The organism is Huijunlia imazamoxiresistens (assembly GCF_037132455.1).
GTDB lineage: Bacteria > Bacteroidota > Bacteroidia > Chitinophagales > Chitinophagaceae > Flavisolibacter > Flavisolibacter imazamoxiresistens.
In genome coordinates, this window is record NZ_JBBBEI010000005.1 from 119,252 (window position 1) to 144,025 (window position 24,774).

General features: G+C 59.5%; 15 protein-coding genes. 12 read left to right on the plus strand and 3 right to left on the minus strand.

Annotation, left to right across the window (positions count from 1 at the left end; genetic code table 11):
* On the minus strand, positions 1–1,002 hold the full coding sequence (locus V9K67_RS07955) for an acyltransferase family protein (RefSeq protein ID WP_336721312.1): 1,002 nt from the start codon (positions 1,000–1,002) through the stop codon (positions 1–3).
* A gap of 190 nt (positions 1,003–1,192) precedes the next feature.
* Positions 1,193–4,018: an FAD-binding and (Fe-S)-binding domain-containing protein gene (locus V9K67_RS07960; protein ID WP_336721313.1), complete on the minus strand. Its 2,826-nt coding sequence runs from the start codon at positions 4,016–4,018 to the stop codon at positions 1,193–1,195.
* 659 nt (positions 4,019–4,677) lie between these two features.
* Here V9K67_RS07960 and V9K67_RS07965 point away from each other — a divergent pair.
* The 12 genes from V9K67_RS07965 to V9K67_RS08020 all read left to right on the plus strand — a co-directional run bounded on the left by V9K67_RS07965 (position 4,678) and on the right by V9K67_RS08020 (position 22,536).
* On the plus strand, positions 4,678–5,085 hold the full coding sequence (locus V9K67_RS07965; RefSeq protein WP_336721314.1) for a response regulator transcription factor: 408 nt from the start codon (positions 4,678–4,680) through the stop codon (positions 5,083–5,085).
* A gap of 8 nt (positions 5,086–5,093) precedes the next feature.
* Entirely contained in the window at positions 5,094–6,293 is a 1,200-nt protein-coding gene (locus tag V9K67_RS07970; protein WP_336721316.1) for a sugar transferase, read from the plus strand.
* Positions 6,294–6,303: 10 nt separating this feature from the next.
* Positions 6,304–7,065, plus strand: a complete 762-nt coding sequence (locus tag V9K67_RS07975; protein ID WP_336721318.1) for a TolC family protein — start codon at positions 6,304–6,306, stop codon at positions 7,063–7,065.
* Positions 7,062–9,146, plus strand: a complete 2,085-nt coding sequence (locus V9K67_RS07980) for a GumC family protein (RefSeq protein WP_336721319.1) — start codon at positions 7,062–7,064, stop codon at positions 9,144–9,146. Before V9K67_RS07975 ends, V9K67_RS07980 begins: the two co-directional genes overlap by 4 nt.
* Before the next feature lie 4 nt (positions 9,147–9,150).
* The gene (locus tag V9K67_RS07985) at positions 9,151–10,674 is read left to right on the plus strand and encodes an O-antigen ligase family protein (RefSeq protein ID WP_336721320.1); all 1,524 of its coding nucleotides are present in this window, start codon (positions 9,151–9,153) and stop codon (positions 10,672–10,674) included.
* A gap of 13 nt (positions 10,675–10,687) precedes the next feature.
* Positions 10,688–11,818: a glycosyltransferase family 4 protein gene (locus V9K67_RS07990; RefSeq protein ID WP_336721322.1), complete on the plus strand. Its 1,131-nt coding sequence runs from the start codon at positions 10,688–10,690 to the stop codon at positions 11,816–11,818.
* Between the two features lie 41 nt (positions 11,819–11,859).
* Positions 11,860–13,035 (plus strand): glycosyltransferase family 2 protein, encoded by a 1,176-nt coding sequence (locus V9K67_RS07995; protein ID WP_336721324.1) that lies wholly within the window; start codon positions 11,860–11,862, stop codon positions 13,033–13,035.
* Positions 13,036–13,172: 137 nt separating this feature from the next.
* Complete coding sequence (locus V9K67_RS08000) at positions 13,173–14,438, plus strand: glycosyltransferase (protein ID WP_336721326.1); 1,266 nt, start codon at positions 13,173–13,175, stop codon at positions 14,436–14,438.
* The gene (locus V9K67_RS08005) at positions 14,439–16,040 is read left to right on the plus strand and encodes a lipopolysaccharide biosynthesis protein (RefSeq protein WP_336721328.1); all 1,602 of its coding nucleotides are present in this window, start codon (positions 14,439–14,441) and stop codon (positions 16,038–16,040) included.
* A gap of 34 nt (positions 16,041–16,074) precedes the next feature.
* The gene (locus V9K67_RS08010) at positions 16,075–17,052 is read left to right on the plus strand and encodes a glycosyltransferase (RefSeq protein ID WP_336721330.1); all 978 of its coding nucleotides are present in this window, start codon (positions 16,075–16,077) and stop codon (positions 17,050–17,052) included.
* A 388-nt stretch (positions 17,053–17,440) separates the two neighbouring features.
* On the plus strand, positions 17,441–19,750 hold the full coding sequence (locus V9K67_RS08015; protein ID WP_336721331.1) for a T9SS type A sorting domain-containing protein: 2,310 nt from the start codon (positions 17,441–17,443) through the stop codon (positions 19,748–19,750).
* Between the two features lie 473 nt (positions 19,751–20,223).
* The gene (locus tag V9K67_RS08020; RefSeq protein ID WP_336721332.1) at positions 20,224–22,536 is read left to right on the plus strand and encodes a T9SS type A sorting domain-containing protein; all 2,313 of its coding nucleotides are present in this window, start codon (positions 20,224–20,226) and stop codon (positions 22,534–22,536) included.
* Between the two features lie 77 nt (positions 22,537–22,613).
* Here V9K67_RS08020 and V9K67_RS08025 read toward each other — a convergent pair whose 3' ends face one another.
* Complete coding sequence (locus V9K67_RS08025) at positions 22,614–24,665, minus strand: LruC domain-containing protein (protein ID WP_336721334.1); 2,052 nt, start codon at positions 24,663–24,665, stop codon at positions 22,614–22,616.
* Positions 24,666–24,774: the final 109 nt, after the last annotated feature.

The following is a 24,774-nucleotide window of genomic DNA, read 5'->3' on the forward strand; positions in this document are numbered from 1 at the left end:
CTACACGCGCTGGACCGCCATCGGAGCCCATTCCCTTTGAATCAGCTTATTGACCAGCAGGTCGTAATAATAGGAAAACAGCAGGGTGATGGTCAGGCTCAGCGGGATAAAATAAATGGAATTGCAGAAATCCTGGAAGCTCAGCAGGAGAACGTCCAGCACCAGCATGTGCATCAGGTAAAGCGAAAAGGAAAAACCCGTGATCCAGAAAATGAACTTATGCAGCGCCTTCCCCTTCCGGTACAGCAGCACCACGATCGAGCTGTAGGCGACAAAGGAAAAAATATCATTCAGGTTCACGCCGATGGTGCCCCCCCGGACGGCCAGCAGGTACGTCATCAGCGTGCCGCCGGCAGCCGCCAGGATATAGTAATAAAGCGGCTGATGGATCAGCTTATCCAGCAGCCGCTTCCGGGCCACCACCATCCCCAGCATGAACTCCCATAAAAACTGCAGGAAAAAGCCGGTAAATACCCGCTCCTGGGCATAGGGCGAATAGGATAGGGCCATGCCGTAACCCAGGGAAATGACCAGGGAAACCGCCAGGATGGCTTTATAGCGGCCGGAGTTCAGGAGCCGCAGCAACAACGGGAACAGCAGGTAAAACTGGATGATGGTGGAGATAAACCACAACTGCCAGCCCAGCGAACCCTCGTATTCGGGCACAAACATTTTATACAGCAGCAGGTGGCTGATATATTCCGGCAGCCCGTCGTCATACACCCGGAAAACCAGGTTGATCAGGAAGATAAAGGTGACGGCGATGTAGTAAGGGGTCAGCACCTTTTGAAACCGCCTTTTCAGAAAACTGCCGAAGGTGGTGTAGCTGCTGCAGGCCAGGCCGAAACCCGATGCGAAAAAGAACAGGTGGATGCCGGCACCGCCGAACTTGATCATGTGGGAAAACGGCAGGGGCAGGGTGTGCCACTGAAGAAAATGGAAAATGACGATGGTTAGAATAGAAAATCCTCTTGCAAAATCAATAAAGGTGCTCCGCTGCATTAGGTCATACTTAGGTATTGGGAATAGGTTCGCACGGCAAGAATCTACCTCTCAGGGCGGCAAAACTGCGTATTCTCCCTTATTCTCAATGCTTTTTTCCCAATCTCTTAAAAGAATCTAATCGGATTCTAATGTGCGGCGGGTCCTAAGGGTGCCGGCCTTTACGGCCGGCTCCGGGTTTTTTCTTAGTCTATAATCCTTCGTCCACTAAGTACAGGATCGATTCGTAATTTTTTTTGACGGCTTCCGACAAGGCCATCTCGCAGGTTTTGGTGGAGGAGTAGTAACCTTCGAAGGTTTTTCCGGTTACTTCCGATGCCTCCGGGCGGGTGGCCGAGGCCGTCAGCTCGGGGAAAAGGAAGCCCCGGTCGCCGGCCATACCGCAGCAACCCGCAGCGGGGGGCACCGTCACTTCCTGCGCAAACTGCTTCGCCACCCGCAGCAGCTTATGGCTCGTTTTCATCTTCTCCAGCGAACAGACCGGGTGCAGCACGATGCTGCCTTTTTTGCGCTTCACTTCGGTAAACGGCAGCACCATGTCGTGCAGGAAGTCCACGCTGTCGAGGATCGTCAGCTGGCCGAATTTCCCCTTATTCGCTTCCGAAAGCACCGGGCGGAGGTGGTGCAGCGTATAGGCGCAGGAGCTCACGTCGATCACCACCGGCAGCGCCCCCTCGCGGCTGGCCGTCCACAGGCGCTCCACAACCTGGTTGGCCGTAAAGGCATAGGCGGAGGCAAAGCCCTTGGAGGCAAAGATCTGGCTGCAGCAGCTGCCTTCAATGTTGTCGGGGATGACCACGGCGATGCCGCTTTTCTGGCAGATGCTCAGAAAGGTTTCCATGCCGTTTTTGGGCTTGCCCTGGTAGGTGCCCATCATGCGGGTGATGCAGGCCGGGAAGTACACCACCGTGCTGTCGGCCTGCGGGAGGGACGGAGGGTTCCGCAGCACCCCCAGGTCGGGCGGGACGGGCAGCTGGTCTTTCCAGAGGGCCATGGCAGGGACGAGCTTTTTAAGGCCGCCGGTCAGGCGGGCCATGGTGTGGCGGCCGAAGGTGCGGTTCAGGGCGGTGCCGGCCTTCAGGGCGGTACGGGCGGCCCACTCCACTTTGTTGAAGTTTTTGGCGGCCCAGAGGGCGGCCCTGTTGGCAGCAGGGGAGTGGTTTTCGCGGCGCAGGCGTTTGACCAGGTCGCCGGTATTGATGTCTACCGGGCAGGCCGTGGCGCACAGGCCGTCCACGGCGCAGGTGTCCAGGCCTTCGTACTGGTACTGGTCCAGCAGCAGCTTGTGGTTCGCCGTGTCGCCGGCGGCCTGCAGCTTTTTCAGCTCGCGGCGGATGACGATGCGGCGGCGCGGCGTGGTGGTCAGGTCGCGGCTGGGGCACTTGTGCTCGCAGAAGCCGCACTCAATGCAGCGGTCCACCTCCTGTTCCACCGAGGGCAGTTCCTTTAAGTTTTTGATATGCACGTCGGCGTCTTCGTTCACGATCACGCCGGGATTGAGCAGCCCTTCGGGGTCGACGGCCTCCCGGATCTTTTTCATGATGGCGTAGGCGGGTCCGCCCCACTCGGTTTCCACGAAGGGCGCCATGTTGCGGCCGGTGCCGTGCTCGGCCTTCAGCGTGCCGCCATATTTATCCACTACCAGCCGCACCACCTCGCGCAGGAAGCGGTCGTAGCGGTCGATCTCTTCGGGGGTGTTGAACGACTGGGTGACCACGAAGTGGATGTTGCCGTCCTTGGCATGGCCGAAGATGATGGCGTTGAGGTAATTGTATTGGCGGAACAGCTCCTGCAGGTCCAGGATGGCGTCGCCCAGCTTTTCCACCGGGAAGGCCACGTCCTCGAGGATCACGGTGGTGCCGCTGGCCCGCACGGCGCCCACCGCCGGGAACAGGCCCTTGCGCACCTTCCACAGGAAGGCCTGCTCTTCGGGATCGTTGGTGAACACGGGGTCGTTGAACAGCGAGAGGGCGGAGGAGGAGGCCAGGAATTGTTTGACCCGTTCTTCCAGTTCGGAAAAGGTGGCTTCCTGGAATTCAATGAGCAGGGCGGCCGCCGTTTCGGGCAGGGTTTTGACGATGGCGGGCATGCCGGGCATGTTTTCCACCGCGTGCAGCGAGGCCCGGTCCATCAGCTCCACCATCAGGGCGCCGGCCTGCGTCAGCGGCACAATGGCACTACAGGCGGCGTAGATGTTGGGAAAGTACAGCAGGGCCGTGGACTTGTAGGGATAGTCGGGCACGGTTTGCAGCACGGCTTCCGAAATAAAGGCCAGCGTGCCCTCGGCGCCGATCAGCAGGTGGGCCAGGATGTCGAGCGGGTGCTGGTGGTCAATGAAGGCGTTGAGCGAATAGCCCACCGTGGTCTTGGTCCGGTACTTATCGCGGATCTTATTATATAAAACCTGGTCGGCGGCGATCTCGTCGCGGAGGGCGGCCAGGCGCCGGTGCAGTTCGGCACAATCCGTTTCGAAGCGGGCATAGTCGGCCGGCTGTTCGGTGCTGAAGGTCTGGCCGTCGGGCAGGATAAAGCGGATAGAGCGGGTGGTGTGGTACGAGTTGAGCTTTACCCCGCAACACATGCCGCTGGCGTTGTTGGAAAGAATGCCGCCCATCATGGCGGCCGCTATGCTGGCGGGGTCGGGACCGATCTTGCGGCTGTACTTTTTCAATAAAGCGTTCACCATGGCGCCGGTGATGCCGGGCTGCACCCGCACCAGCTCGCCGTTCTGTTCCACCTGGATGCGTTTCCAGTGCTGGCTCAGGTCAACCAGGATGCCGTCGGTGATACACTGGCCCGACAGGCTGGTGCCGCCGGTACGGAACACCAGGGGCACGCGGTGCTGCCGGGAAAAGCGGAACAGCGAAATGATCTCTTCTTCGCCCACGGGCTGGACGACGGCCTGGGGCACCAGGTGGTAAAAGCCCGCGTCGGAGGCAAAAGAAACACGGTCGATGTAGCGGGCCCGGATACGGCTTTGAGGCAAAATACGGGTTAAGGCAGTTGCAATGTTCATGATAGGGAAGTAGCTGAAAGGGATAAAATTAGGGGATCCTCCTGCATCATGAGAAAATCAGCCTCCAAAATCATCCTGGAGCCATTTCTAAAAGGTGCGCAGGAGGGGACTTTGGTTGACCGGCTCCAGGAGGCTCTGCGCTAAAGAAAATAAAATCAAGACATTTAGGTGTTTATAATTAATATCTTTAGGTGGATAAGGTTAGGTAATTCTGCTCCGTTTCACTCCCTGTTGTTCTATAATTTTAGGAGCCGGGCACCGGGTAGCGGACCAATTTCCCGGCTTGGGGACGTAACAGGGAAAAACAGGAAGGAGGGCTTATGGATGAGCTTGTTGGTCTGTTAAGGAATTATTAAAAAAACCTTAAAAAAAACTAAATGCTTTCCTTTTTACACAATAAAATACTAAGAGTCTTTAGGGAAACGGAGGAAAATGGCATAGGGGTAAATATGTATTGTAAACCGTTTTGGTGGTATTTTAGCCAACGGGCCGGACCAAATGAAAAAATTTGGTAATAGGGTTTACGAGGCTGTACTAATGGGACTTACGTAGTTATTATTTACTTTCGTCGCACTTAAAACTTTAAAAGTTAAACATTGCTGGCCATTGGGAATAGAATATAAATTATGGCTGAATTCATCTATCCAAATCCTGATTTAATGAGCTGCTTATCTGAGAACCTACCCAAAGTGATCGTTATTGAAGACGATCCTTTTATGCAAGGGATCCTGAACCAGTGCCTGAATGAAAGTTTCGTACCGGTGCTTTTTAGTGATGGACTGGAAGCTTTCGCTTATTTGCAGGAAGGAAACATCCCCGACATTATTATTTGTGATTTGAACACGCCGCGGCTCAACGGATTACAGTTCCTGGAGCAGCTGCGCAGCAGTGGCTTTTTCGGTTCCATCCCGGTGATCATGATTTCCGGAGCGGAAAGCACCGAAACCCGGGTCAAGTGCCTCGAAGCCGGCGCCGACGACTTTATTGTGAAGCCGTTCAATCCCCGCGAGCTGGTAGCCCGGGTAAAGATCATTTTAAAAAGATCAGGCAAATACATCCAAAACTAATCGTCTTCATGGAGCGAAATTTTTTATCGGAAAATACACCCCCGGTTATTGTGCTGGTGGGTGCGGATGAGATGTTGGCGCGCCTGGCGGCGGGCCTGGGCCACCGGGGCTTCCGGCTGGTGCAGGTAGCCGACGGGGCCGAACTGCAACAGCAATGGACCCGGCAAAACCTGCCCGTAGCCGCCGTTCTAACGCGTTCGGAGGTGATCAGCACCGGTGGCGTTTCGCTGTACCAGTCCCTGCGCGACCAGCAACTGCCCTCTGTTCCCTTCTTTATCGTGGCCGACCGGTTGGACGATAACCTGCTGAAAGTGGCCCTGCAGGCCGGGGTTGCCGACGTGTTTTCCCCCACTACCGGCGCAACGACGTTCTGCAACCGGGTGAACTTTATGGTGAACCACTGGGATCGCCTGAGCAAGAGCCCTGTGGTGCAGCGGCAGGAGCTGTACCGCCTGCCCCGTATCAAGCGGGCGTTCGACATCGTCTTTTCCCTGCTGGCGCTGCTGGCGCTGTCGCCGGTGTTGCTGCTGGTAATCCTGGCCATCCGCCTGGAATCGAAAGGGCCGGTATTTTATTATTCCCTGCGGGCCGGTGCCGGTTACCGGATCTTTCGGTTTTACAAGTTCCGCTCCATGTATATGAATGCGGACCAGCGGCTGAAGGACCTCAAGCACCTCAACCAGTATAGCGGTGGCGAAACGGGAAAAAACACCTCCGCCTCCCTGGAGCTGGTCTGCGAGGACTGCGCCCGTACCGGCGGCAAATGCACCAACTCGCTCTTTGCCGATAAGCAGACCTGGTGCGAAAAGCAATACCTGAGGTCGCGCAAGGTCGCTGCCGGCTCCGCCTTTATCAAGATCAAGGACGACCCCCGCATTACCAAGGTGGGCAGGATCCTGCGCAATACCAGCATCGACGAGCTGCCCCAGCTGATCAACGTGCTGATCGGCGACATGAGCATCGTGGGCAACCGGCCCCTGCCGCTGTACGAAGCCGAAAAGCTGACCGTGGACAAATACGCCCAGCGCTTCATCGCCCCCGCCGGCATCACCGGCCTGTGGCAGGTGGAAAAACGCGGCAAAGGCGAAATGTCGGAAGAAGAACGGCTGATGCTGGACAATGCTTATGCCCGCAACCACGGCTTTATGAACGATATCCGGCTTATCTTGCGCACCATTCCGGCCCTGTTCCAAAAAGAAAATGTGTAAAGCAACAAGCATGAAATTAGGGAAGCTCCTCCTCCCGGTCCTTACCGGGGCGCTGCTGCTGGTGTCCTCGCTCTGCCGGGCACAGGTGGCGCCCGGCATGGATTCGCTGCTGGTGCGGGCCCTGGCAACGGATGAACTGTTGCCCCTGCTGATCGATTCGGCCCTGAAGAATTCGCCGCAGATCCGCGTCGCCGGCAATACCGCCGACATCGCCCGGGCCAACCTGCGGATGAATAAAAAGTCCATTTACAACGCCCTTTCCGTCTCCACGGTTTACGGCTACGGCAATACGGTCACTGCAGGCTCTAACCAGCCTACCGGCGGCACGACCATCAACAATCTCGTCACGCAGGAACGGGCCAACTATAATGTAGGCGTGGGCTTGTACCTGCCCCTGACCCAGCTGCTCAACCGCAAGGACATGATCCAGGCAGGCAAGCTGCAGATCCGCATCGCGGAACATGAACGGGAAAACGATTCCATAGCCATCCGCCAGGAGGTGATCCGGCTGTACCAGGCCATGAAGCTGGCGCAGCGCCTGGTAACGGTCAGCGGCAAAAGGCGGCAGGGTGCCCAGATCAACAACAGCATGGCGGAAAAAAACTTCCTCCAGGGCCAGATCACCATCGACCAGTATTCTGAAATTTCCGAGCGCCATGCCCAGGCGCTGCAGGACTTCGAGACGGCGGCCAATAACTTCCAGACCAGCTTTTTGCTGCTGGAAGCGTTTACGGGCGTCCATCTCTCCAAATTAATCAGTCAGGTAAAATGAGCTTTATACAGTTTATCAGGATCGTGGTCCGGAACCTCAAATGGTTGCTCCTGGTGCCGCTGGTCCTGTCTTTTTCTATTTATTACTTTACCCGCCACCAGAAGAAGAGCTATTCTTCCGAAACGGTGATCTATACCGGTATCGCCTCGGGCTATACCCTGAACCAGAGCAGCGACGTGAACTACCTGTCGGTCAGCAATGCCTTCGACAACCTGCTGACCCTGATCAATTCCCGGGAAACGAGGCAGGAGGTGGCCCTGCAGCTGCTGGCCGAACACCTGACCCTGCCCCGGCACGAGCCGGCCGTACTATCATGGGACACCTATTCCTCGCTGAAGCAACTGGTGCCCGATACCCTCCGGGCGCGCCTGGCCGGGCCTACCGCGGACGAAACCTTCGAAAAGCTGTCGGCCTACCTGCGGGGCTCCAATTCGAACGCGATTTACCGCCTGCTGCATTCCGACGCCGAATTTTACTCGGTCAACGCCCTGAAAAATTCCAGGGCCCAGCGCATCAGCTCCAGCGACCTGATCCAGATCTCGTACGAAACCTCCGACCCGGCGGTCTGCAAGCGTACCCTGGAGCTGCTGGTAGCCATCTTTATGCGCAAGCAGCTGGCGCTGAAGGAAGGCCAGACCGAGTCGGCCGTGGCTTATTTTGAACGGCAAACCCGCGACGCCTATGCCCGCCTGGACTCCGCCGAGCGGCAATTCCTCGATTTCAGCAAGAACAACGAGATCATCAACTACGTCGACCAGACCAGGGCCGTGGCGGTGCAGCGCGAAAACCTTTATTCCCAGGGACACGATATCGAGATGGACGAAAAGGCCGCCGAACGCTCCCTGGAAAAGATGGACGAAAACATCCGGGGGCGCATTTACCAGAGCACCTACGGCACGGAGCTGATCCGCGGCAAGGAGCAGCTGGCCGACCTCTACAGCAAGATCGCCCTGAGCGAAACCATGACCGCCCAGGACGGGGGGGCAAAGCGCCTGGACAGCCTGAAGCATGTGGCCGCCGGGCTCGAGCGGAAGATGGACGGCACCATGGACAAGCTCTACGAAAAATCCAATACGCCCAACGGCATTCCCACCCGCGAAGTGCTCGACGAATGGCTGCAGGCATCGCTGGCCTACGAACGCAACAAGGCCAAGCTATCGGTCATGGACAAACGCAAAAGAGAGTTTGACACCGAATACCGCAAGTATGCGCCCCTGGGAGCCACCCTCAAAAAGATCGAGCGGCAGATCGGCGTCACCGAACGCGAATACCTCGACTACCTCCACAGCCTGTCGCAGGCCCGGATGACCCAGCAGAGCAACAAGCTGTCCGGCAACCTCACCATCGTGGACCCGCCCTTCCTGCCCCTGAAGCCCAATGCCTCCAAGCGGATGCTGCTGGTGGCGGTAGGATTCGTGGCCGGCTTTGCCCTGGTACTGGCCGTGGTGCTGGCCCGGTTTATGCTCAACCGCACCCTCCGCGATCCGAAGCGGGCGGCGGCCGTCACCGGGCTGTCGCTGATGGGCCTGTACCCCCTGAAAAGCGCCCCGCCGGCCTTCCTGGCCCGGGCGCAGCTCCGCCTGCTGCAGCAACTGCTGTCGAAGGTCCATTTTACCGAAACACCGGTCCGCATCGGCTTTATCAGCACCCAGGAAGGGGAGGGGAAATCCACCCTCATCGACCTGTTGCACGAAAGCCTGTCGGAACGGAACTATAAAGTGGAAAAACTGCAGTGGACCCGCGACGGCCTGACGGGCAGACGGGCGGCAGCCGAGATCGAGCTGGTCGAGTTCCCCGCCCTGGAAACCGTCGTCATCGGGCCCAACCAGTTCCCGCACCTGCACGGGGCCTACCTGGTATGCCGGGCCAACCGGGTGTGGGTCCGCAACGACAAGGACCTGCTGGCCATTTTTACCCGGACCACCGGCCTGACCCCTTCCTTTATCCTCAACGGGGTAGAGAAGGACTTTGCCGAGGAGTACATCGGTGATGTGCCCAAAAAGCGCTTCCGGGTGCGGACGGCCGCCAAGCGCCTGTTCCGCTTCGAGTTCGGCGGCCGCAGCGCCTTCAGCGGCAAATAAGCCGGTGCTCCCTGCCGCCACCAAACCTTATTCCTTCATCCAGCAGCAAGCCCCCGTGGAAAGAAACCTGTTCGATACTCCTGCCTCTCAAAAATACAGCGGACTCTGGCTGATCCCGGGGCTGCTGGCGGCGGTGTACCTGGGGTGGCTGGTGTCGACGGCCGGCATCCCCCTGGCAGGTTTACTGCTGGGATTGCCCTTCGGGGTCGCCTTCGTGTGGGGGGTGTTCCGCTACCCGAAGGCCGGCCTGATCGCCGCGCTTTGTTATGGCTTCGGGATGCCTTATATCAACCGGCATTTTCCCGGGCCGCAGTACGGCCTGGCCCTGGACGGGCTGCTGGTGCTGTCGTGGCTGGGGGTGCTTTTTTACCAGGGCAACCGCTTTCGCTGGCGCCACCTCCACAACGACCTGGTGTGGCTGATGGTGGCCTGGATGGGCCTGACGGTGCTGGAGATTGCCAACCCCTCGCGGCCCAACCTGCAGGGGTGGCTCCAGGAAATGCGGGGCAGCGCCCTGTACTGGTTCCTGACCGTTCCGCTGGTGTTCTTTGTCTTCAACCGCAAGCGCGATATCAACGTTTTCCTGCACCTCATCATCGCCTGGTCGCTGCTGGGGGCCCTCTACGGCGCCAAGCAGCTGCACCTGGGGGTGGATGGCGCGGAGCGGGCCTGGCTGGAAGCCGGCGCCAAGCGCACTCACATCCTGTTTGGCAAGCTGCGGGTCTTTTCCTTTTACGCGGAGTCGGCGCAGTTCGGCGCTTCGCAGGGGGCGCTGGCAGTTTCGTGCCTGATCCTGGCTGCCGGACCGTACAAGGGGCTGAAAAAGCTGGGGTATGCCCTGGCGGGCGCCGTCATTTTTTACGGCATGCTCATTTCCGGCACCCGCGGGGCCATGGGCGCCCTGCTGGGCGGCGGCCTGGTGTTCCTGGTGCTCAGCAAGCAGCTGCGCAGCCTGCTGGTCGGCCTGGTGGTCTTCGGGGCATTTCTCGGCATGCTGAAGTTTACCACCATCGGCAACAACAACGACCAGATCCGGCGACTGCGCTCTTCGGTAAACCCCAACGACCCCTCGCTGCTGGTGCGGCTCAACAACCAGGCGATCCTGCGGGAGTCGCTGAAAACAAAACCCTTCGGGACGGGCGTCGGCACCATCGGCATGTGGGGCGTCACGTTCAACAAACATATTTATACCTCCGCCATTCCCCCCGACAGCCTGTATGTAAAAAACTGGGTGATGTACGGGGTGGTGGGCTTTACCATCTGGCTGGGCATCATGCTGTACATCATCGGTAAGGCGGCGGGGCTGGTGTGGCGCACCCGCGACCCGGCGCTGCGCAACCAGATGATGGCCCTTTGCGCCGGCGCTTTCGGGCTGCTGGTATGCAGCTACGGCAACGAGGTGATGAACCAGATGCCCTCGGTGCTGGTGGTGGCGGTGAGCTGGGCCCTGTTGTGGCTGTGCCAGCGCTGGGACACGCCGGCCCCTGGCCCGGCACCCCAACAGGCGGTCCTGGAAGCCCCCTTTTAACGAACCTGAATTTATGAAGGCAACAACAAAAATAAAAGTATTGCAAGGCATCCGCCAGGGCAAGATCGGCGGGGGCGAAAGCTACCTGCTGGGCCTGGTAGAACAGTTGGACAAAAGCCGTTTTGAACCGGTGGTCCTTTCCTTTACCGACGGGCCCATGGTGGACCGGCTGCGGGGATGGGGCGTTGCCACCCACGTTATTTATACCGAAAAACCCTTCGACTTCAGCGTTTGGGGCAAGGTTTCCCGCCTCCTCCGGGAGGAAGGGATCGACCTGGTGCATGCCCATGGTACCCGCGCCATGTCCAACATGTTCCGGCCGGCCGTTCGTTCGGGCCTGCCCCTGGTGTACACCTGCCACGGCTGGTCGTTCCACCGCGGGCAGCACCCCCTGGTGCGCAAGGTCCGGATGGTGAGCGAAAAATACCTCACCCAAAAGGCCAGCGTCAACATCTGCGGCGCCCGCGCCAGCCGCGACGAGGCCCGCGAATGCTTTGGCCGCTTCGACGCGGAGATTATTTACAACTCCATCGATTACCAGCGCTTCAACCCGGAGGGCCAATATAAAGACGTCCGCCGGGAACTGGGCATCCCCGCCGACGCGCTGGTGGTGGCTTCCATTGCCCGCTTCACCCATCAAAAGCAGCCGCTGCTGCTGGTAGAGGCCTTTGCCCGCATGGCCCAAAAAGTGCCCCACGCCCTGCTGCTGATGGTCGGCGACGGGGAACTGAAGGAAGAAACCCTGCAGCTGATCGAAAAGCTGGGCATCGCCGACCGGGTGGTACAGCAGTCCTTCCGCACCGATGTGCCCGACGTGCTGGCGGCGGCCGACATCTTTGTGCTGCCTTCCCTTTGGGAGGTATTTCCCATTGCCCTGCTGGAGGCCATGGCCATGGGCAAGGCGGTGATCGCCACCGGGGTGGACGGCACGGCCGAGATGGTGCAGCACGGCCAGAACGGCCTGCTGCTCGACCTCAACCACCTGCTGCCCGACCTGGAAGCGGCCCTGCTGGAACTGGGCACCAACGAAGCCCGGCGCAAGCAGCTGGGCGCCAATGCCCTGGCCAGCGTGGCCAACAAGTACCGCATCGACGAGCTGGCCCGTAAAAACGAACAGATCTATCAACGGCTGGCAGCCCGTTAAGCTGCCACGGGTACCGCCCGGATCCCAAAATTCAAGAGCATATGAACCTTGTTTTCTCCCTATTCATTTGGCTGTTCCTGGCCTTCCTGCTGGTGCAGGTGGGCTACCTGTTCTTCTTTTCCCTGGCCGGCACACTGGGCCGCAAAAAGGGGCTGCAGGCGGCGGACAGCCTGCGCCGCATCCGCATTTTCATCCCGGGCTACAAGGAAGACGCCGTGATCCTTTCCTCCGCCGCTTCTGCCCTGCAGCAAGATTATCCCGCCCACCTCGTCGAGGTGGTGGTAATCGCCGACTCGTTCAGCGAAAGCACCCTGGCGGCTCTCCAAAAGATGCCGCTGAAGGTGGTGGAAGTGCGCTTTGAAAAAAGCACCAAGGGCAAGGCCCTGCAGAAGGCCATCGACGCCACCCGCCACGATCCCGTGGCCATCGCCCTGATCCTGGATGCCGACAACCACATGGCGCCGGGCTTCCTGCACGCGGTGAACAATGCCTTTGCCGCCGGCTACCAAGCCGTACAGGGACACCGCACCGCCAAGAATACCAATACGGCCTTTGCCTTCCTGGATGCCTGCACCGAGGAGATCAACAACCACATCTTCCGCCGCGGCCATGTGGCCGTGGGCCTGCCCTCCGCCCTTATCGGCAGCGGCATGGCCTTCGACTGGCAGCTGTTCGTGCGCATGCTGGCCGATATCGGCGATACCTCCGGCGAGGACAAGGAAATGGAGTTCCGCCTGACCGGCGAGGGCCACCGCATCGCCTTCCTGGACGGCGCCTACGTTTTTGACGAAAAGGTGGCCAATACCGAGGTGTTTGCCCGCCAGCGCAGCCGGTGGCTGGCGATGCAGCTGGAGTTTTTTGAAAAGTATTTTTTCAAGGGCTGGAAAGAGCTGTTTAAAGGCAACGTCGCCTTTTTCAACAAGGTGCTGCAAACCTTCCTGCTGCCCCGCGTAATGCTGGTGGCGGTGGTGGGGCTGTGGACCCTGGTGGCGCTTTGCTGCTTCCCCCAGCTGCTCGGGCTCAGCCTGGCCCTGGCCGGTGCGCTGGTCCTTTCCCTGCTGCTGGGCATTCCGGGCCGCTGGTACAACCGGCAACTGCTGCAGGCGCTGCTGCAGGTGCCCGGTGCGCTGCTGGGGATGTTCCGTTCGGTCTTCCATATCGGCAAGGCCCGCAAGCAATTCATCCACACGCCCCACGGCGAAACCCATTCCCACTAGTATGCCCTGGAACCTCATCATCCTGCCGGTTGCGGCCTGCCTGGTCTGGGGATTCCTCCGGGGGCTGAAGGCCAAACGCAAACGGCCGTTTGCCCGGAAAACCGAACTGTAGTCTTATACCTTATCAACCTGTCCGCATGCTGTCCAAAAGCGAATTCGAAAAGCTGCCCCTGTTCATCACCACCATGTCGCGCTGGGATGGAAGCCTGTCTTCCGCCTCCCTGGCGCTGGCCAAGGTGTTCAGCCAGACCAATCCCGTTTATTATATCGATTACCCGATCACCTATGCCGATTTTTTGAGGGAATACAAAACCCCCGGGATCCGCCGGCGCCTGCCGGCGCTGGTGGCAGGCCGCCGGTACCTGACCCCCGTTCCGGGCCAGCCCGAAAACCTGGTGGCCGCCACGCCCAAGCTGGTAATCCCCTCGTATTCGCTGCCGGCAGGCCCCGTGGCCGACCGGGTGATGCACCACAACAACAAGGTGGTGGCCGCCCTGGTGCGGCGCATCCTGAAGGAAAAAGGGCTGCGCGACTACCTCTTTCTCAATTCGTTCAACCCCGGCTATTTGTCCCGCATACGGCAGTACCTCGATCCCACGCTGGCCGTTTACCAGAGCCGCGACGCCGTGGAGGACAGCCTGAAGGACGGCATTGCCAAGGAAAACGAATGCGTGCAGCAGTACGACCTGTCGGTGGCGACCTCGCTGCAGCTGTGCCGCAATATTTCGGCCCGCAACCAGCGGCCGGTGCACTACCTGCCCAACGGCGGCGACATCAGCCTGTTCCGCAAAGCCCAGGAGCAGGAGGGGCCCCGCCCGGCCGACCTGCAAGATGTTCGCACGCCCATTATCGGGTATACCGGGGCGGTCTGCCAGCGCATGGATTACGAGCTGCTGCTGAAGATGGCGAAAGCCCATCCCGACAAGACCATCGTGCTGGTAGGCCCCCTCAAGAAGGAACACCTGCAGGGCATCGACCTGTCCAGCCAGCCCAACATCCTGTGCACGGGTGCCAAACGCATCGAGGAGCTGCCGGCCTACCTGCGCTGCTTCGATTGCGCCGTCATCCCGTTTTTGCGCAACAACCTGACCGGGGGCATCTACCCGCTGAAGATCAACGAATACCTGGCGGCCGGCTGCCCGGTGCTGACCACCCACTTTTCCGAGGACATTGCTTCGTTTTCCGACCAGGTGTACCTGGCCCGGTCGCACGACGAATTCCTGGCCCTGCTGCCCCAGGCCCTCGGGGACCACAGCCCCGAACGCCGCCGCCAGCGGCTGGCCGCCGCCGCCGGCAACTCCTGGGAGCGCCGCGTGGAAACCTTCTGGCAGCTGGCCTGGGAGGCCTACCGGCAAAAGCACGGCAGCCCCGCCCGGAACCCCATCCCCCAAACGACCCTGTAAATGATGGAAAATAGTATGCTGACAGAAGAGGTAATCGCAGCGCGCGAAGCCGTGGCGGAGCCGCAGGAAACCTGCCGCTACCAGCAAAAGTGGTTCGACAAGCACCACCTTAAAAAGAACCTGAAGGAACAGTCCGTAAAGGGCGGCTTCAGCACCCTGGGCAGCCAGATGATTATGTTTGTGCTGACCATCGGCTCCAACATGATCCTGGCCCGCCTGCTGGCGCCCGAGTATTTCGGGCTGGTGGCGATGGTGACGGCTTTTACCGGCGTCGTTACCATCTTTTCCGACCTGGGCCTGTCCACGGCCATTATCCAGAAAGAGGCGATCAACCACCGGCAGGTGAGCGCCGTTTTCTGGATCAATGCCGGCATTACCACCGCTATTGCCCTGGTGCTGGCGCTGCTGGCGCCGGTGCTGGTAGGGTTTTACCACGAAGAGCGGCTGCTCCGGATCACCCTGGCGTTTGCAGGGGGCATCTTCCTGTCGGGCCTGGGGCTCCAGCACAGCGCCCTGATGAAGCGGCAGATGCGCTTCAAGGCCCTGTCGCTGGTGCAGATCGCCAGCACGGCGGCGGGTGTGCTGGCGGCGGTGCTGCTGGCCTGGGCGGGCTTCGGCTACTGGGCCATCGTGGCCGTCAACGTGCTGCCGCAGGCGTTCCTGACGCTGTTTTTGTGGATGGCCTGCGACTGGCGCCCCGGTTTTTACCTGAAGGCGGCCAACCTGCGTTCCATCCTCGGCTTCGGGGCCGGCATTACCGGCTTCGACCTGGTCAACTATTTTTCGCGCAACATGGACAATATGCTGATCGGCCGGTTTGTGGGCTCGGCCGGCCTGGGGCTTTATTCCAAGGCCTACCAGCTGCTGATGCTGCCCATCAACCAGCTGCGCAACCCGCTGAATACCGTGGCCCTGCCGGCGCTGAGCAGCCTGCAGTCGGATCCCGGCAAATTCGCGGCTTTTTTCCGGCGCTACGTATTCACGCTGGCCTTTTTCTCCATGCCCGTGGTGGTGTTCCTGGGTGTGTTTTCCAACGAGGTGATCCTTATGGTACTCGGGCCGCAATGGGTGGAGGCGGGCCTGATCTTCAAAATACTGGCCATCCCGGCTTTTGTGCAGCCTATTGCCGGGGCGCAGGGACTGGTGCTGATCACCACCGGCAAGGTGAAAAAGTATTTCCGCATCGGGCTGGTGAATTCTTTTTTTACCGTCCTGTCCTTTTGCGTGGGCATTCAATGGGGCGTTACCGGCGTGGCGCTGGCTTATGCCGGCGTTACCTGGCTGCTCCTGTTCCCCTCGGTTTATTTCTGTTTCCGGGGCACACCGGTTTCCCTGGGCCTGTTTGTACGCGAAACGGCGCTGCCGGCCCTGTTTGCGGTGGGGAGCGGCGGGGTGATGCTGGGGGTGAAGGGGCTGACCGGCTCGTGGCCCGTCCCGCTGGTCTGTGCGGCCGGGGGAGCGGCCGGTGGGCTGATGTACCTCCTGCTCTGGCAAATGGGCCCGGCCTGCAAAGGGCGGTTCCGGCAGATCCTGGAGATGGGCGATATGATCCGCAAAAAAGGAAATCCCTCACCCGCCCCTGCCGGCGGGGCGGCGCAATAAAATTTTATCAAGCACAAGCATAAACCTGCAGTACATGAAACTATTCGTGATCATCGTTACCTATAATGGCGCCCGCTGGATGGAAAGTTGCCTGGGCTGTCTCCGGACGTCTACCGTTCCGGTGGTGCCGGTGGTGGTGGACAATGACTCTACCGACAATACCGTGGAGGTGATTGAGACCTCCTTTCCCGAGGCCGTCCTGATCCGAAGCAAGGAGAACCTGGGATTTGGCAAGGCCAACAACATCGGTATCGAATATGCGCTCCGCCAGGGGGCCGACTACCTGTTCTTATTGAACCAGGATGCCTGGATCTTCCCCGACACCCTGGAGCATATGGTGGCGGTGCACCAAAAGCATCCCGAATACCATATTATCAGTCCCCTGCACCTCGACGGCACGCTGGAGCAGCTGGACGACAACTTTGCCAAGTGGATCTCGGCGGGCGATTGCCCGGGCCTGCTGTCGGACCTGGCCGTGAAGGGCGGGCCGGTCAAAGAGGTGTACGGCGCTTCCTTTGTCAATGCCGCCCTGTGGCTGTTGCCGCGGGAATGCGCGCAGGTGACCGGCGGCTTCAATCCGCTGTTCCGCCATTATGGCGAGGATAACAATTTTGTGCACCGGGTGCTGTTTCACGGCTATAAGCTGGGCGTATGCCCGGGAGCCCGGGGCGTGCACGACCGCCGGCAGGGTCCGTTCGACTGGGGCCGCATGCCCCTGAAGTCGCGGTTGCGGCGCCGGCAGATCGCCAGCCTCATCCCGTTGATGAACGTTAAGGAATCCTTTGCCAAATGCCTGGGCAAGGCGGCCTCGGTGTACCTGAAGTTCCTGTTGAAGGATGCCGCCGGGCTGAAGGTGGGCGAGCTGCTGCTGGATGTGGGGTACAGCCTGGGCCTGCTGCTGCGGCTCCCGCAGGTGCTGCGCAACCGGGCCCGCTCCAAGCAGCGGAACGGCGCCTTTCTGGACCTGCCTGCCGCCAAAAAGGCGGTAGTGGAAAATGCGGTTGCCCATTAGGGATAGCTGCGAAAAATCGCTCCCCCGGCTTCGCCAGGGCGAAGCCGGGGGAGCGATTTTTCGTCAAACCATTCTCATTCCCGTATAGCACTCACCGTTAGTATCGTCCGTATTCCTTTTCGCCTCCAATTCTATTTGGTTATCTCTTGTTTTTTCCAGGTGTAAATGCTTATTTCGCCTATTCCTGACCGTTTGAGTAAAAACCTATATCCTCTATAGACAATCACCTATCGGTTCATTTAAGGGGTGCTTACGAACAACTGGTGTTGCCCTGCTTTCTAATTTTGCAGCAGATTTTCCTTTCATATGAAAGGGCGTCTTATAATCCGACCCCATTCACTAATACCCGAGGATTTACGGGTATAGTGGATGAATAAAATCTATATTTATGAAAACTGTTGTGTCCCTTGTCATGCTGATGACAATCCTATGCCGTGTGCATGCCCAGCAACCTCCTTCCGTAAAAATCCCCATCGACACCTCCCGCTGGTACCAGGTCAATTTCGTTTCCGGCAGCCTTGCAAAAATGTTTGACGGCGACGTCAACACGGTTCCGTTTACCGGCTGGACCAAGATCCTGGACCCCTATGAAGCTTATTACCCCTTGCTCGAGGGCGAAACCATGACCATCGACAGCCTGCGGATGTACGATCGGAACGGTACCTTCCCCCACGCCCCCCTGCGCCTTTACGCCATCAACGACCAATGGGAACGAAAGCTGGTGGCGGTGTTCCCCGGCGATTACTACAACACCTGGGTGGGTCCGTACCCGGACCGGCGTTCGGTGTTCAAGCTGGATACCGCCATTACCAACATCCGGTGCCTGCTGCTGCAGATCAACAACAACAACTTTGCCGGGGAAATAGAGCTGTACGGCTCCTACACCCCGTCGCTACAGCGGAGCCCGGAGGCCCGGGCGGCCCGCAGGCCGCTGAAGGGCCAGTTCGGCGTCAACGGCTTTGCCTGGAACCTGCTCGACGGCTACAAGCCCTACAACGTGGAAGTGCCCAAGATGAACGCCCTGAAAAGCTTTTCCGCCCTGCGCCAGTACGTCGACTGGGAAAAGATGGAACCCGTGGAGGGCCGCTACTACTTCAGTCCCCAGGCCGGCGGCGGCTGGTGCCTCGATACCATGTACCAGCGCCTGCAGGAAGAGGGCATCGAGCTGCTGGCCACCTTCCAGAACCTGCCCCCCTGGATCGTGGAAACCTATCCCGACAGCCTCCGCGCCAAGGACAACAACCCCGCCCGCTACGGCAGCGACCTCACCCAACCCGCTTCCTATACCGAAATGGCCAAACTGGGCTTCCAGTTTGCCGCCCGTTACGGCCGCAACAAGGCCGTCAATTCCTCTTTGGTCAGCGTTTATTCCATTCCCCAGTGGACGGGCCAGCTGGTCAATACCAAGAAGATCGGCCTGGGCCTGGTGCGCTACATCGAGTGCGGCAACGAGGTGGACAAGAACTGGAAGGGGCGCAAAGCTTACCTCTCGGCCCGCGAGTACGCCGCCAACCTCTCGGCCTTCTACGACGGGCACAAGGGAAAGCTGGGCATCAATGCCGGGGTAAAGACCGCCGACCCCACCATGCAGGTGGTGATGACCGGCATTGCCTCGGGCTCGCCGGACTATTTCCGGGCCATCATCGACTGGTGCCGGGAGTTCCGGGGGCTGAGGCCGGACGGCTCGGTGGACCTGTGCTTCGACGTGATCAACTACCACTACTATGCCAGCGACCAGAACAACGAAACCGGGGCGAAGGCCACGCGGGGCGTGGCCCCGGAGCTGTCGGTAGGCCTGGGCATGGCGCGGCAGTTTGTGCAGGCGGCCCACCGGTACACCAACGACCTGCCGGTCTGGATCACCGAGCTGGGCTACGATATCAACCCCAAAAGCGTATTCCGCGCCATCCCCGTCGGCGAGCGGACCGCCCTGGAAACACAGGCGGACTGGACGCTGCGCTCCTCCCTGATGTATGCCCGGGAAGGCCTGCAGATGGCGTATTACTACCAGATGTATGATTTTGCCGTGGAAAGCGAGGTAAAGTTTGCCTCGATGGGCCTGATCCATAAAAGCGATTTCACCCGCAAGCCGGCAGCGGACTTCCTGTACCAGACCGGCAAGCTGTTCGGCAACTACACCTTTGCCGAAACCCTCCACAGCAATCCCTACGTGGACCGCTACGAGTGGGAAGGTAACGCCATGTACGCCCTAGTGGTACCCGATGAGGTGGGACGGACGGCGGAGTACGAGCTGGACCTGGGCGATGCGGACTCGGCCATCATTTACAAGCCGGTGGCGGGCGCCGACGACATGCAGGCGCAACGGGTGCCCACCAATGCGGGGCGTTTATGGCTGACCGTTACCGAAACGCCGCAGTTTGTGGTGCCCCTGGGCGGCAGTGCGGGTCCGGCTGCTTCGGCCCGGATGGGGGCGGAGGTACTCCCAAGCCCTGCGGAAGCTGCTGCCGAAAAGGTGGCGGCTTATCCCAACCCGGTTCGTGACCGGCTGTTTGTGACGGGCGCCGCCGGTCCGCTGCGGTGCGTGCTCACCAACATGCAGGGCAAAAAGGTACTGGAGTCAACGGTCACGGGCAACCGAGGAGCGCTCGGCCTGGGTGGCTTGGCCCGGGGGGTATATGCCCTGACCATATTTGACCGGCAGGAGAAAGTGTACAGCAGCCTGATCGTCAAGATCTAAGGCGATTTCGGATTTCGGATTTCGGATCCCCTTGATATCAGTAGGAGTCCTACTTCTATGAAGGGTTCCGAAATCCGAAATCCGAAATTTTTGGTTGGGGTATGCCGCAATTTGGGGTGCCGCCTGCCCCATGTCGTTGCGGCCACGCTTACGTTGCCCGCCCGGGGGCATGGAACAAGAATTGAAGAGGTATATGGAGCGGCGTTTACGGGGAAAGCTTGTTCCCGTGTTTAGCGAAACTGACCTCCCTTTCCTCCCTGCCGCAGGGAAACATCCTTCTTTCCCGCCCGTGTGTTTACGCATCCAAGGCATGTGTGGCCGACGCACCCCGTCTCCCTGAAAGCAATCCTCGCTTTTGTCCAAAGCGAAGCATTCCAACCCTTTATGCCTGGTTTCGAAGAACGGTTTACTTTGTGCACATGAAAAACGGTGAAGAGGCCGGGAAAATCCTTTGTGCCTGTAAAATCATTCTTATGAAAGTACCATTTCTCACCTTCCTGCTCTTATTCCTGCATGCTTGCGGCCTGTCCCAGTCTTCCGGCAGAATGAAGATCCCGGTTGATGGCGCCCGGTGGTACCAGGTCAACTTTACGACCGGCAGCCTCAACAAGTTGTTTGACGGCGACAAAAGCTCCGTGGCCTTTACCGGCTGGAACAAGATCCTGAATCCGTACGAGGCGTATTACCCCGTGCTCCAGGGCGAGGCGATGACCATCGACAGCGTGCGGATGTACGATAAGGAGGGCATCTTTACCGGCGCCCCAATGTACCTTTATGCCCTCAACGACAAGTGGGAAAAGACGCTGGTGGCGACCTTTGAAGGCCTATACTACAATTCCTGGGTGGGCCCTTACCCCGACAAGCAAAAAACCTTCCGGCTCAAAACACCGGTAACCAATATCCGCTACCTGATGCTGCTGATCAACGGCAACAACTTTCCCGGCGAAATAGAACTGTACGGCACTTATACCCCGCCGGTGGCCAAATCCCCTGTTCCCCAGCCGCCCCGCCTGCCTTTGAAGGCCCAGTTCGGCATCAACGGCTTTGCCTGGGACCTGCTCGACGGCTACAAGCCCTACAACGTGGAGCCGCACAAGATGAACGCCCTGAAAAGCTTTTCCGCCCTGCGCCAGTACATTGACTGGGAAAAGATGGAACCCGTGGAGGGTCGCTACTACTTCAGTCCCCAGGCCGGCGGCGGCTGGTGCCTCGATACCATGTACCAGCGCCTGCAGGAAGAAGGCATCGAGCTGCTGGCCACCTTCCAGAACCTGCCCCCCTGGATCGTGGAAACCTATCCCGAAACCCTTCGTGCCAAGGACAACAACCCCGCCCGCTACGGAAGCGACCTCACCCAACCCGCTTCTTATACCGAAATGGCCCGGCTGGGCTTCCAGTTTGCCGCCCGCTACGGCCGCAACAAGGCCGTCGACCCTTCCCTGGTCAGCGTTTACTCGGTGCCCCAATGGACGGGCCAGCTGGTCAATACCAAGAAGATCGGCCTGGGCCTGGTGCGCTACATCGAGTGCGGCAACGAGGTGGACAAGAACTGGAGGGGCCGCAAGGCCTACCTCTCGGCCCGCGAGTACGCCGCCAACCTCTCGGCTTTCTACGACGGGCACAAGGGAAAGCTGGGTGCCAATGCCGGGGTAAAGACCGCCGACCCCACCATGCAGGTGGTGATGACCGGCATTGCCTCGGGCTCGCCCGACTATTTCCGGGCCATCATCGACTGGTGCCGGGAGTTCCGGGGGCTGAAGCCGGACGGCTCGGTGGACCTGTGCTTCGACGTGATCAACTACCACTACTACGCCAGCAACCAGAATTACGAAACCGGCGCGGTAGCTACCCGGGGCGTGGCCCCGGAGCTGTCGGTGGGGATGAAGCTGGCGCAGCAGTTTGTACAGGCGGCGCACCTGTATGCCGACAACCTGCCGGTCTGGATCACCGAGCTGGGCTACGATGTTCATCCCAACAGCGTGTTCCGCGCCATCGCGGTAGGCAACCGGACGGTGCTGGAAACCCAGGCGGACTGGACGCTGCGTTCGGCCCTGATGTATGCCCGGGAAGGCCTGCAGATGGCTTACCATTACCAGGTGTATGATTTCAATGTAACGAGTTCGGTAAAGTTTGCCTCGATGGGCCTGATCAATAAAAGCGATTTCACCCGCAAGCCGGCAGCGGACTTCCTGTACCAGACCGGCAAGCTGTTCGGCAACTACACCTTTGTAAAGACCCTCAAGAGCAACCCTTACGTGGACCGCTACGAGGGGGAAGGCAAAACCATGTACGCCCTGGTAGTGCCGGATGAGGTGGGGCGGACGGCGGTATACGAGCTGGACCTGGGCAATGCCGACTCGGCCATCATCTATAAGCCGGTGGTGGGCGCGGCCGACATGCAGGGGCGGCGGGTGCCTACCAAGGCGGGGCGTTTATGGCTGACCGTTACCGAAACGCCGCAGTTCGTGGTGCCGCTGGGCGGTAGCGGGGGGCCGGGCAATTCGCCCCGGGTAAGGTCGGAGGCGCTTCAAAGCCCGCAGGAAGCCGCTGCCGAACAGGTGACGGCTTATCCCAACCCGGTCCGCGACCGGCTGTTCATCCGCGGCACGGGCAGCGGGCAGCTGCGGTGCGTGCTCACCAACATGCGGGGCGAAAAGATGCTGGAGCTGCTGGTGACCGGCGGCGCGGGCGCCCTGGATATGAGCCGGCTGTCGAGGGGCGTTTATGCCCTGACGGTAACCGAAAATAACAACCCGGTACTGAGCCGCCTGGTGATAAAGGAATAGGAGCGCTGTCGCACCGGCAATAAAAAAGCCGCTTTCGGAAGAAAGCGGCTTTTTTATTATTTCGGATGCGGAGCGCATTAGTTGCGTTTGTAGATCAGCGACTCGTTGCGGTATCCCGGAAGGGGCTTGTACCAGTCGGCATACAGCGTGCCGCCCGAAGCTACCCACGACAGGAAGTGCGTATATACAGTGCCGATATGGCTCTTTTCCGTGGGGTAGTCGAAGGTTTCCACGAAGTTGATGCCCCAGGGCCAGTTGTTGGCGGTCACATAGTACTTGTTGGTGGCCGGGTTGGTCCTGTCGTGGCCGCTGCCCAGCAGGCGGGTATCGGCTTTGTCGGTGGGGTGGTAACCCGGGAAGTGCACCTCGCGGCCGCGCTGCTGGTCAATCACCACGAAGGGGTTGAACGGCGCCTGGCTGCCCAGTTCGGCCTGGGTGACCGGCGAGGCGAAGGAGATGAACACGTTGGCGGTATCGCTTTGCACGGTACGCTTGCCGTTGTTCAGGTTATTCACATAAGTGGCCGGGTTGATCAGGGCCCCGGTATGGTCGAAGGGGAAGAATACCGCCTGCGACTGGCCGGCTTCGGTACCGTTGGCGTTGCGGGTAACATACGAACCCAGGAAGCGCTGTCCGGTGATGGAGCTTACCTGGTTGGCGGCTACCGGCAGCTGAACGCCGAGGCCGTTTTTGAAGGTGGCGCCCACGCCGCGGATGGCGTATTTGCCGTACATTTCCACGGTGCTGTTGCTGGCGTTGTTGATCATGGTATAGTGGTAACCCAGCACCAGGTCGTTCAGGTCGTAGTCACCGGCATAGGGCCACAGGTCTTCGAAGGCATGGGTGCCCCAGGTATACTGGGTGGGGAAGTAGGTGATGTAGGCACGATCCGGGTCGCAGGGGAACTTGTCCAGGTGGTCGGGAACGCCGTCCTTATCGCAATCGGTGGGGGTGCCGGTGGGCGGAACGCCATCCGGGGAGATACCGTCCACGGGGTTGGAGGTGGCATAGAACATCAGGTCGTTGAAGTCGTGGTCCGAAGGGCTGACGGTAGCCGAACGGCTCTTGTCTTCAAAACCCTGTACGAATACTTTGGTGTCCTTGTCTTCCAGCAGCAGGGCGTGGCGCTTCAGGGCAGGGTTGGCTTCCACGTTCAGGACATCATCCGAGAACCATTTGGAAACGGTGGTGTTCACCAGGCCCGTAGAGGTTCTCCAGGCGTTCATCAGCACGACAAAGCCAATGGAGGTGCCGGCGGGGAAACGACCCAGTTTCACCTTGGTACCCACGGTCAGTTCGCCGCCGGAGTTCAGCAGGGAGGCGTTCGGAAAAACGATCCGGATGGTGTCGATATCGGCAGCCGTCTGGGGCGGTTGGTGGGTGGGGTAGGTATAATAAGCCAGGGTGTTGGTAAAGGAGGCGCCTTCGTGGATAAACGTTACCCATACATCGGACTGCTTCACCAGGTTCAGGCTGGTTTCGTTGCGGTCATCCAGGTAGTTGGGGTGGTGGGCGGAAACGGGCTTGGCTTCGGGCAGGGAGGTATTGATCCTGCTCAGCAGGCTGGCGCTCACCACGTCCGGGGTTTCCAGTACGGTGGGCTTACCCAGGGCGTTGTAAGCAGGGAAGGTGTACACGGTAGCAGCCGTGGTACGGGCGGCGGAAGCCGTAAAGGATACCTGGTCGGTGCTGGCGGGGAGGGTGGCAATGAAGTCGCCGCTGATGCCGGCGCGGCCGCCGATCACACCGGTAACGGAATTGTTCTTCAATACGGCCACCGCGTTGCGGTTCAGACCCACGTAAGCGGGGTCAATGATCAGGGTATCCACATAAGCCGGTGCATTGATGGTGCCGGTAATTCTGCCTTCGGCATCGGTAACGGCCCGGAACAAGGGCGATTCGAGGTTGGTAGAGGCGTAAACATCCACCGGGATGCCGGTGATGGGCTGGTTGTCGTTGGTCTGCAACTTCACATCCAGGGAAATGCCCTTGGAGGTAACGAAGTTGAAACCCTCGGGAGCCGGTTGTTCTAAATTTGCTGCGCTAATGGACTCTTCTGAAATGCCTTTCTTTTTGCATGCAGCCAGACATGCCATGCTGAGTAATGCCGGAACAATTAATTTTCTCATAAACTTACTAGAACAAGTTTAATAGATGGGCTTGTTTGGGCGCGAAGGTAAGGGGGCACTAGGTGTTTTTTTGCAGTGTTATTTGTTTTTTTATAGAAACTCTATAGGA

Coding starts and splice junctions, on each gene's coding strand:
- V9K67_RS07955 (WP_336721312.1), bottom strand. CDS start 1,002: ATGCAGCGGAGCACCTTTATTGATTTTGCAAGAGGATTTTCTATTCTA.
- V9K67_RS07960 (WP_336721313.1), bottom strand. CDS start 4,018: ATGAACATTGCAACTGCCTTAACCCGTATTTTGCCTCAAAGCCGTATC.
- V9K67_RS07965 (WP_336721314.1), top strand. CDS start 4,678: ATGAGCTGCTTATCTGAGAACCTACCCAAAGTGATCGTTATTGAAGAC.
- V9K67_RS07970 (WP_336721316.1), top strand. CDS start 5,094: ATGGAGCGAAATTTTTTATCGGAAAATACACCCCCGGTTATTGTGCTG.
- V9K67_RS07975 (WP_336721318.1), top strand. CDS start 6,304: ATGAAATTAGGGAAGCTCCTCCTCCCGGTCCTTACCGGGGCGCTGCTG.
- V9K67_RS07980 (WP_336721319.1), top strand. CDS start 7,062: ATGAGCTTTATACAGTTTATCAGGATCGTGGTCCGGAACCTCAAATGG.
- V9K67_RS07990 (WP_336721322.1), top strand. CDS start 10,688: ATGAAGGCAACAACAAAAATAAAAGTATTGCAAGGCATCCGCCAGGGC.
- V9K67_RS07995 (WP_336721324.1), top strand. CDS start 11,860: ATGAACCTTGTTTTCTCCCTATTCATTTGGCTGTTCCTGGCCTTCCTG.
- V9K67_RS08000 (WP_336721326.1), top strand. CDS start 13,173: ATGCTGTCCAAAAGCGAATTCGAAAAGCTGCCCCTGTTCATCACCACC.
- V9K67_RS08005 (WP_336721328.1), top strand. CDS start 14,439: ATGATGGAAAATAGTATGCTGACAGAAGAGGTAATCGCAGCGCGCGAA.
- V9K67_RS08010 (WP_336721330.1), top strand. CDS start 16,075: ATGAAACTATTCGTGATCATCGTTACCTATAATGGCGCCCGCTGGATG.
- V9K67_RS08015 (WP_336721331.1), top strand. CDS start 17,441: ATGAAAACTGTTGTGTCCCTTGTCATGCTGATGACAATCCTATGCCGT.
- V9K67_RS08020 (WP_336721332.1), top strand. CDS start 20,224: ATGAAAGTACCATTTCTCACCTTCCTGCTCTTATTCCTGCATGCTTGC.
- V9K67_RS08025 (WP_336721334.1), bottom strand. CDS start 24,665: ATGAGAAAATTAATTGTTCCGGCATTACTCAGCATGGCATGTCTGGCT.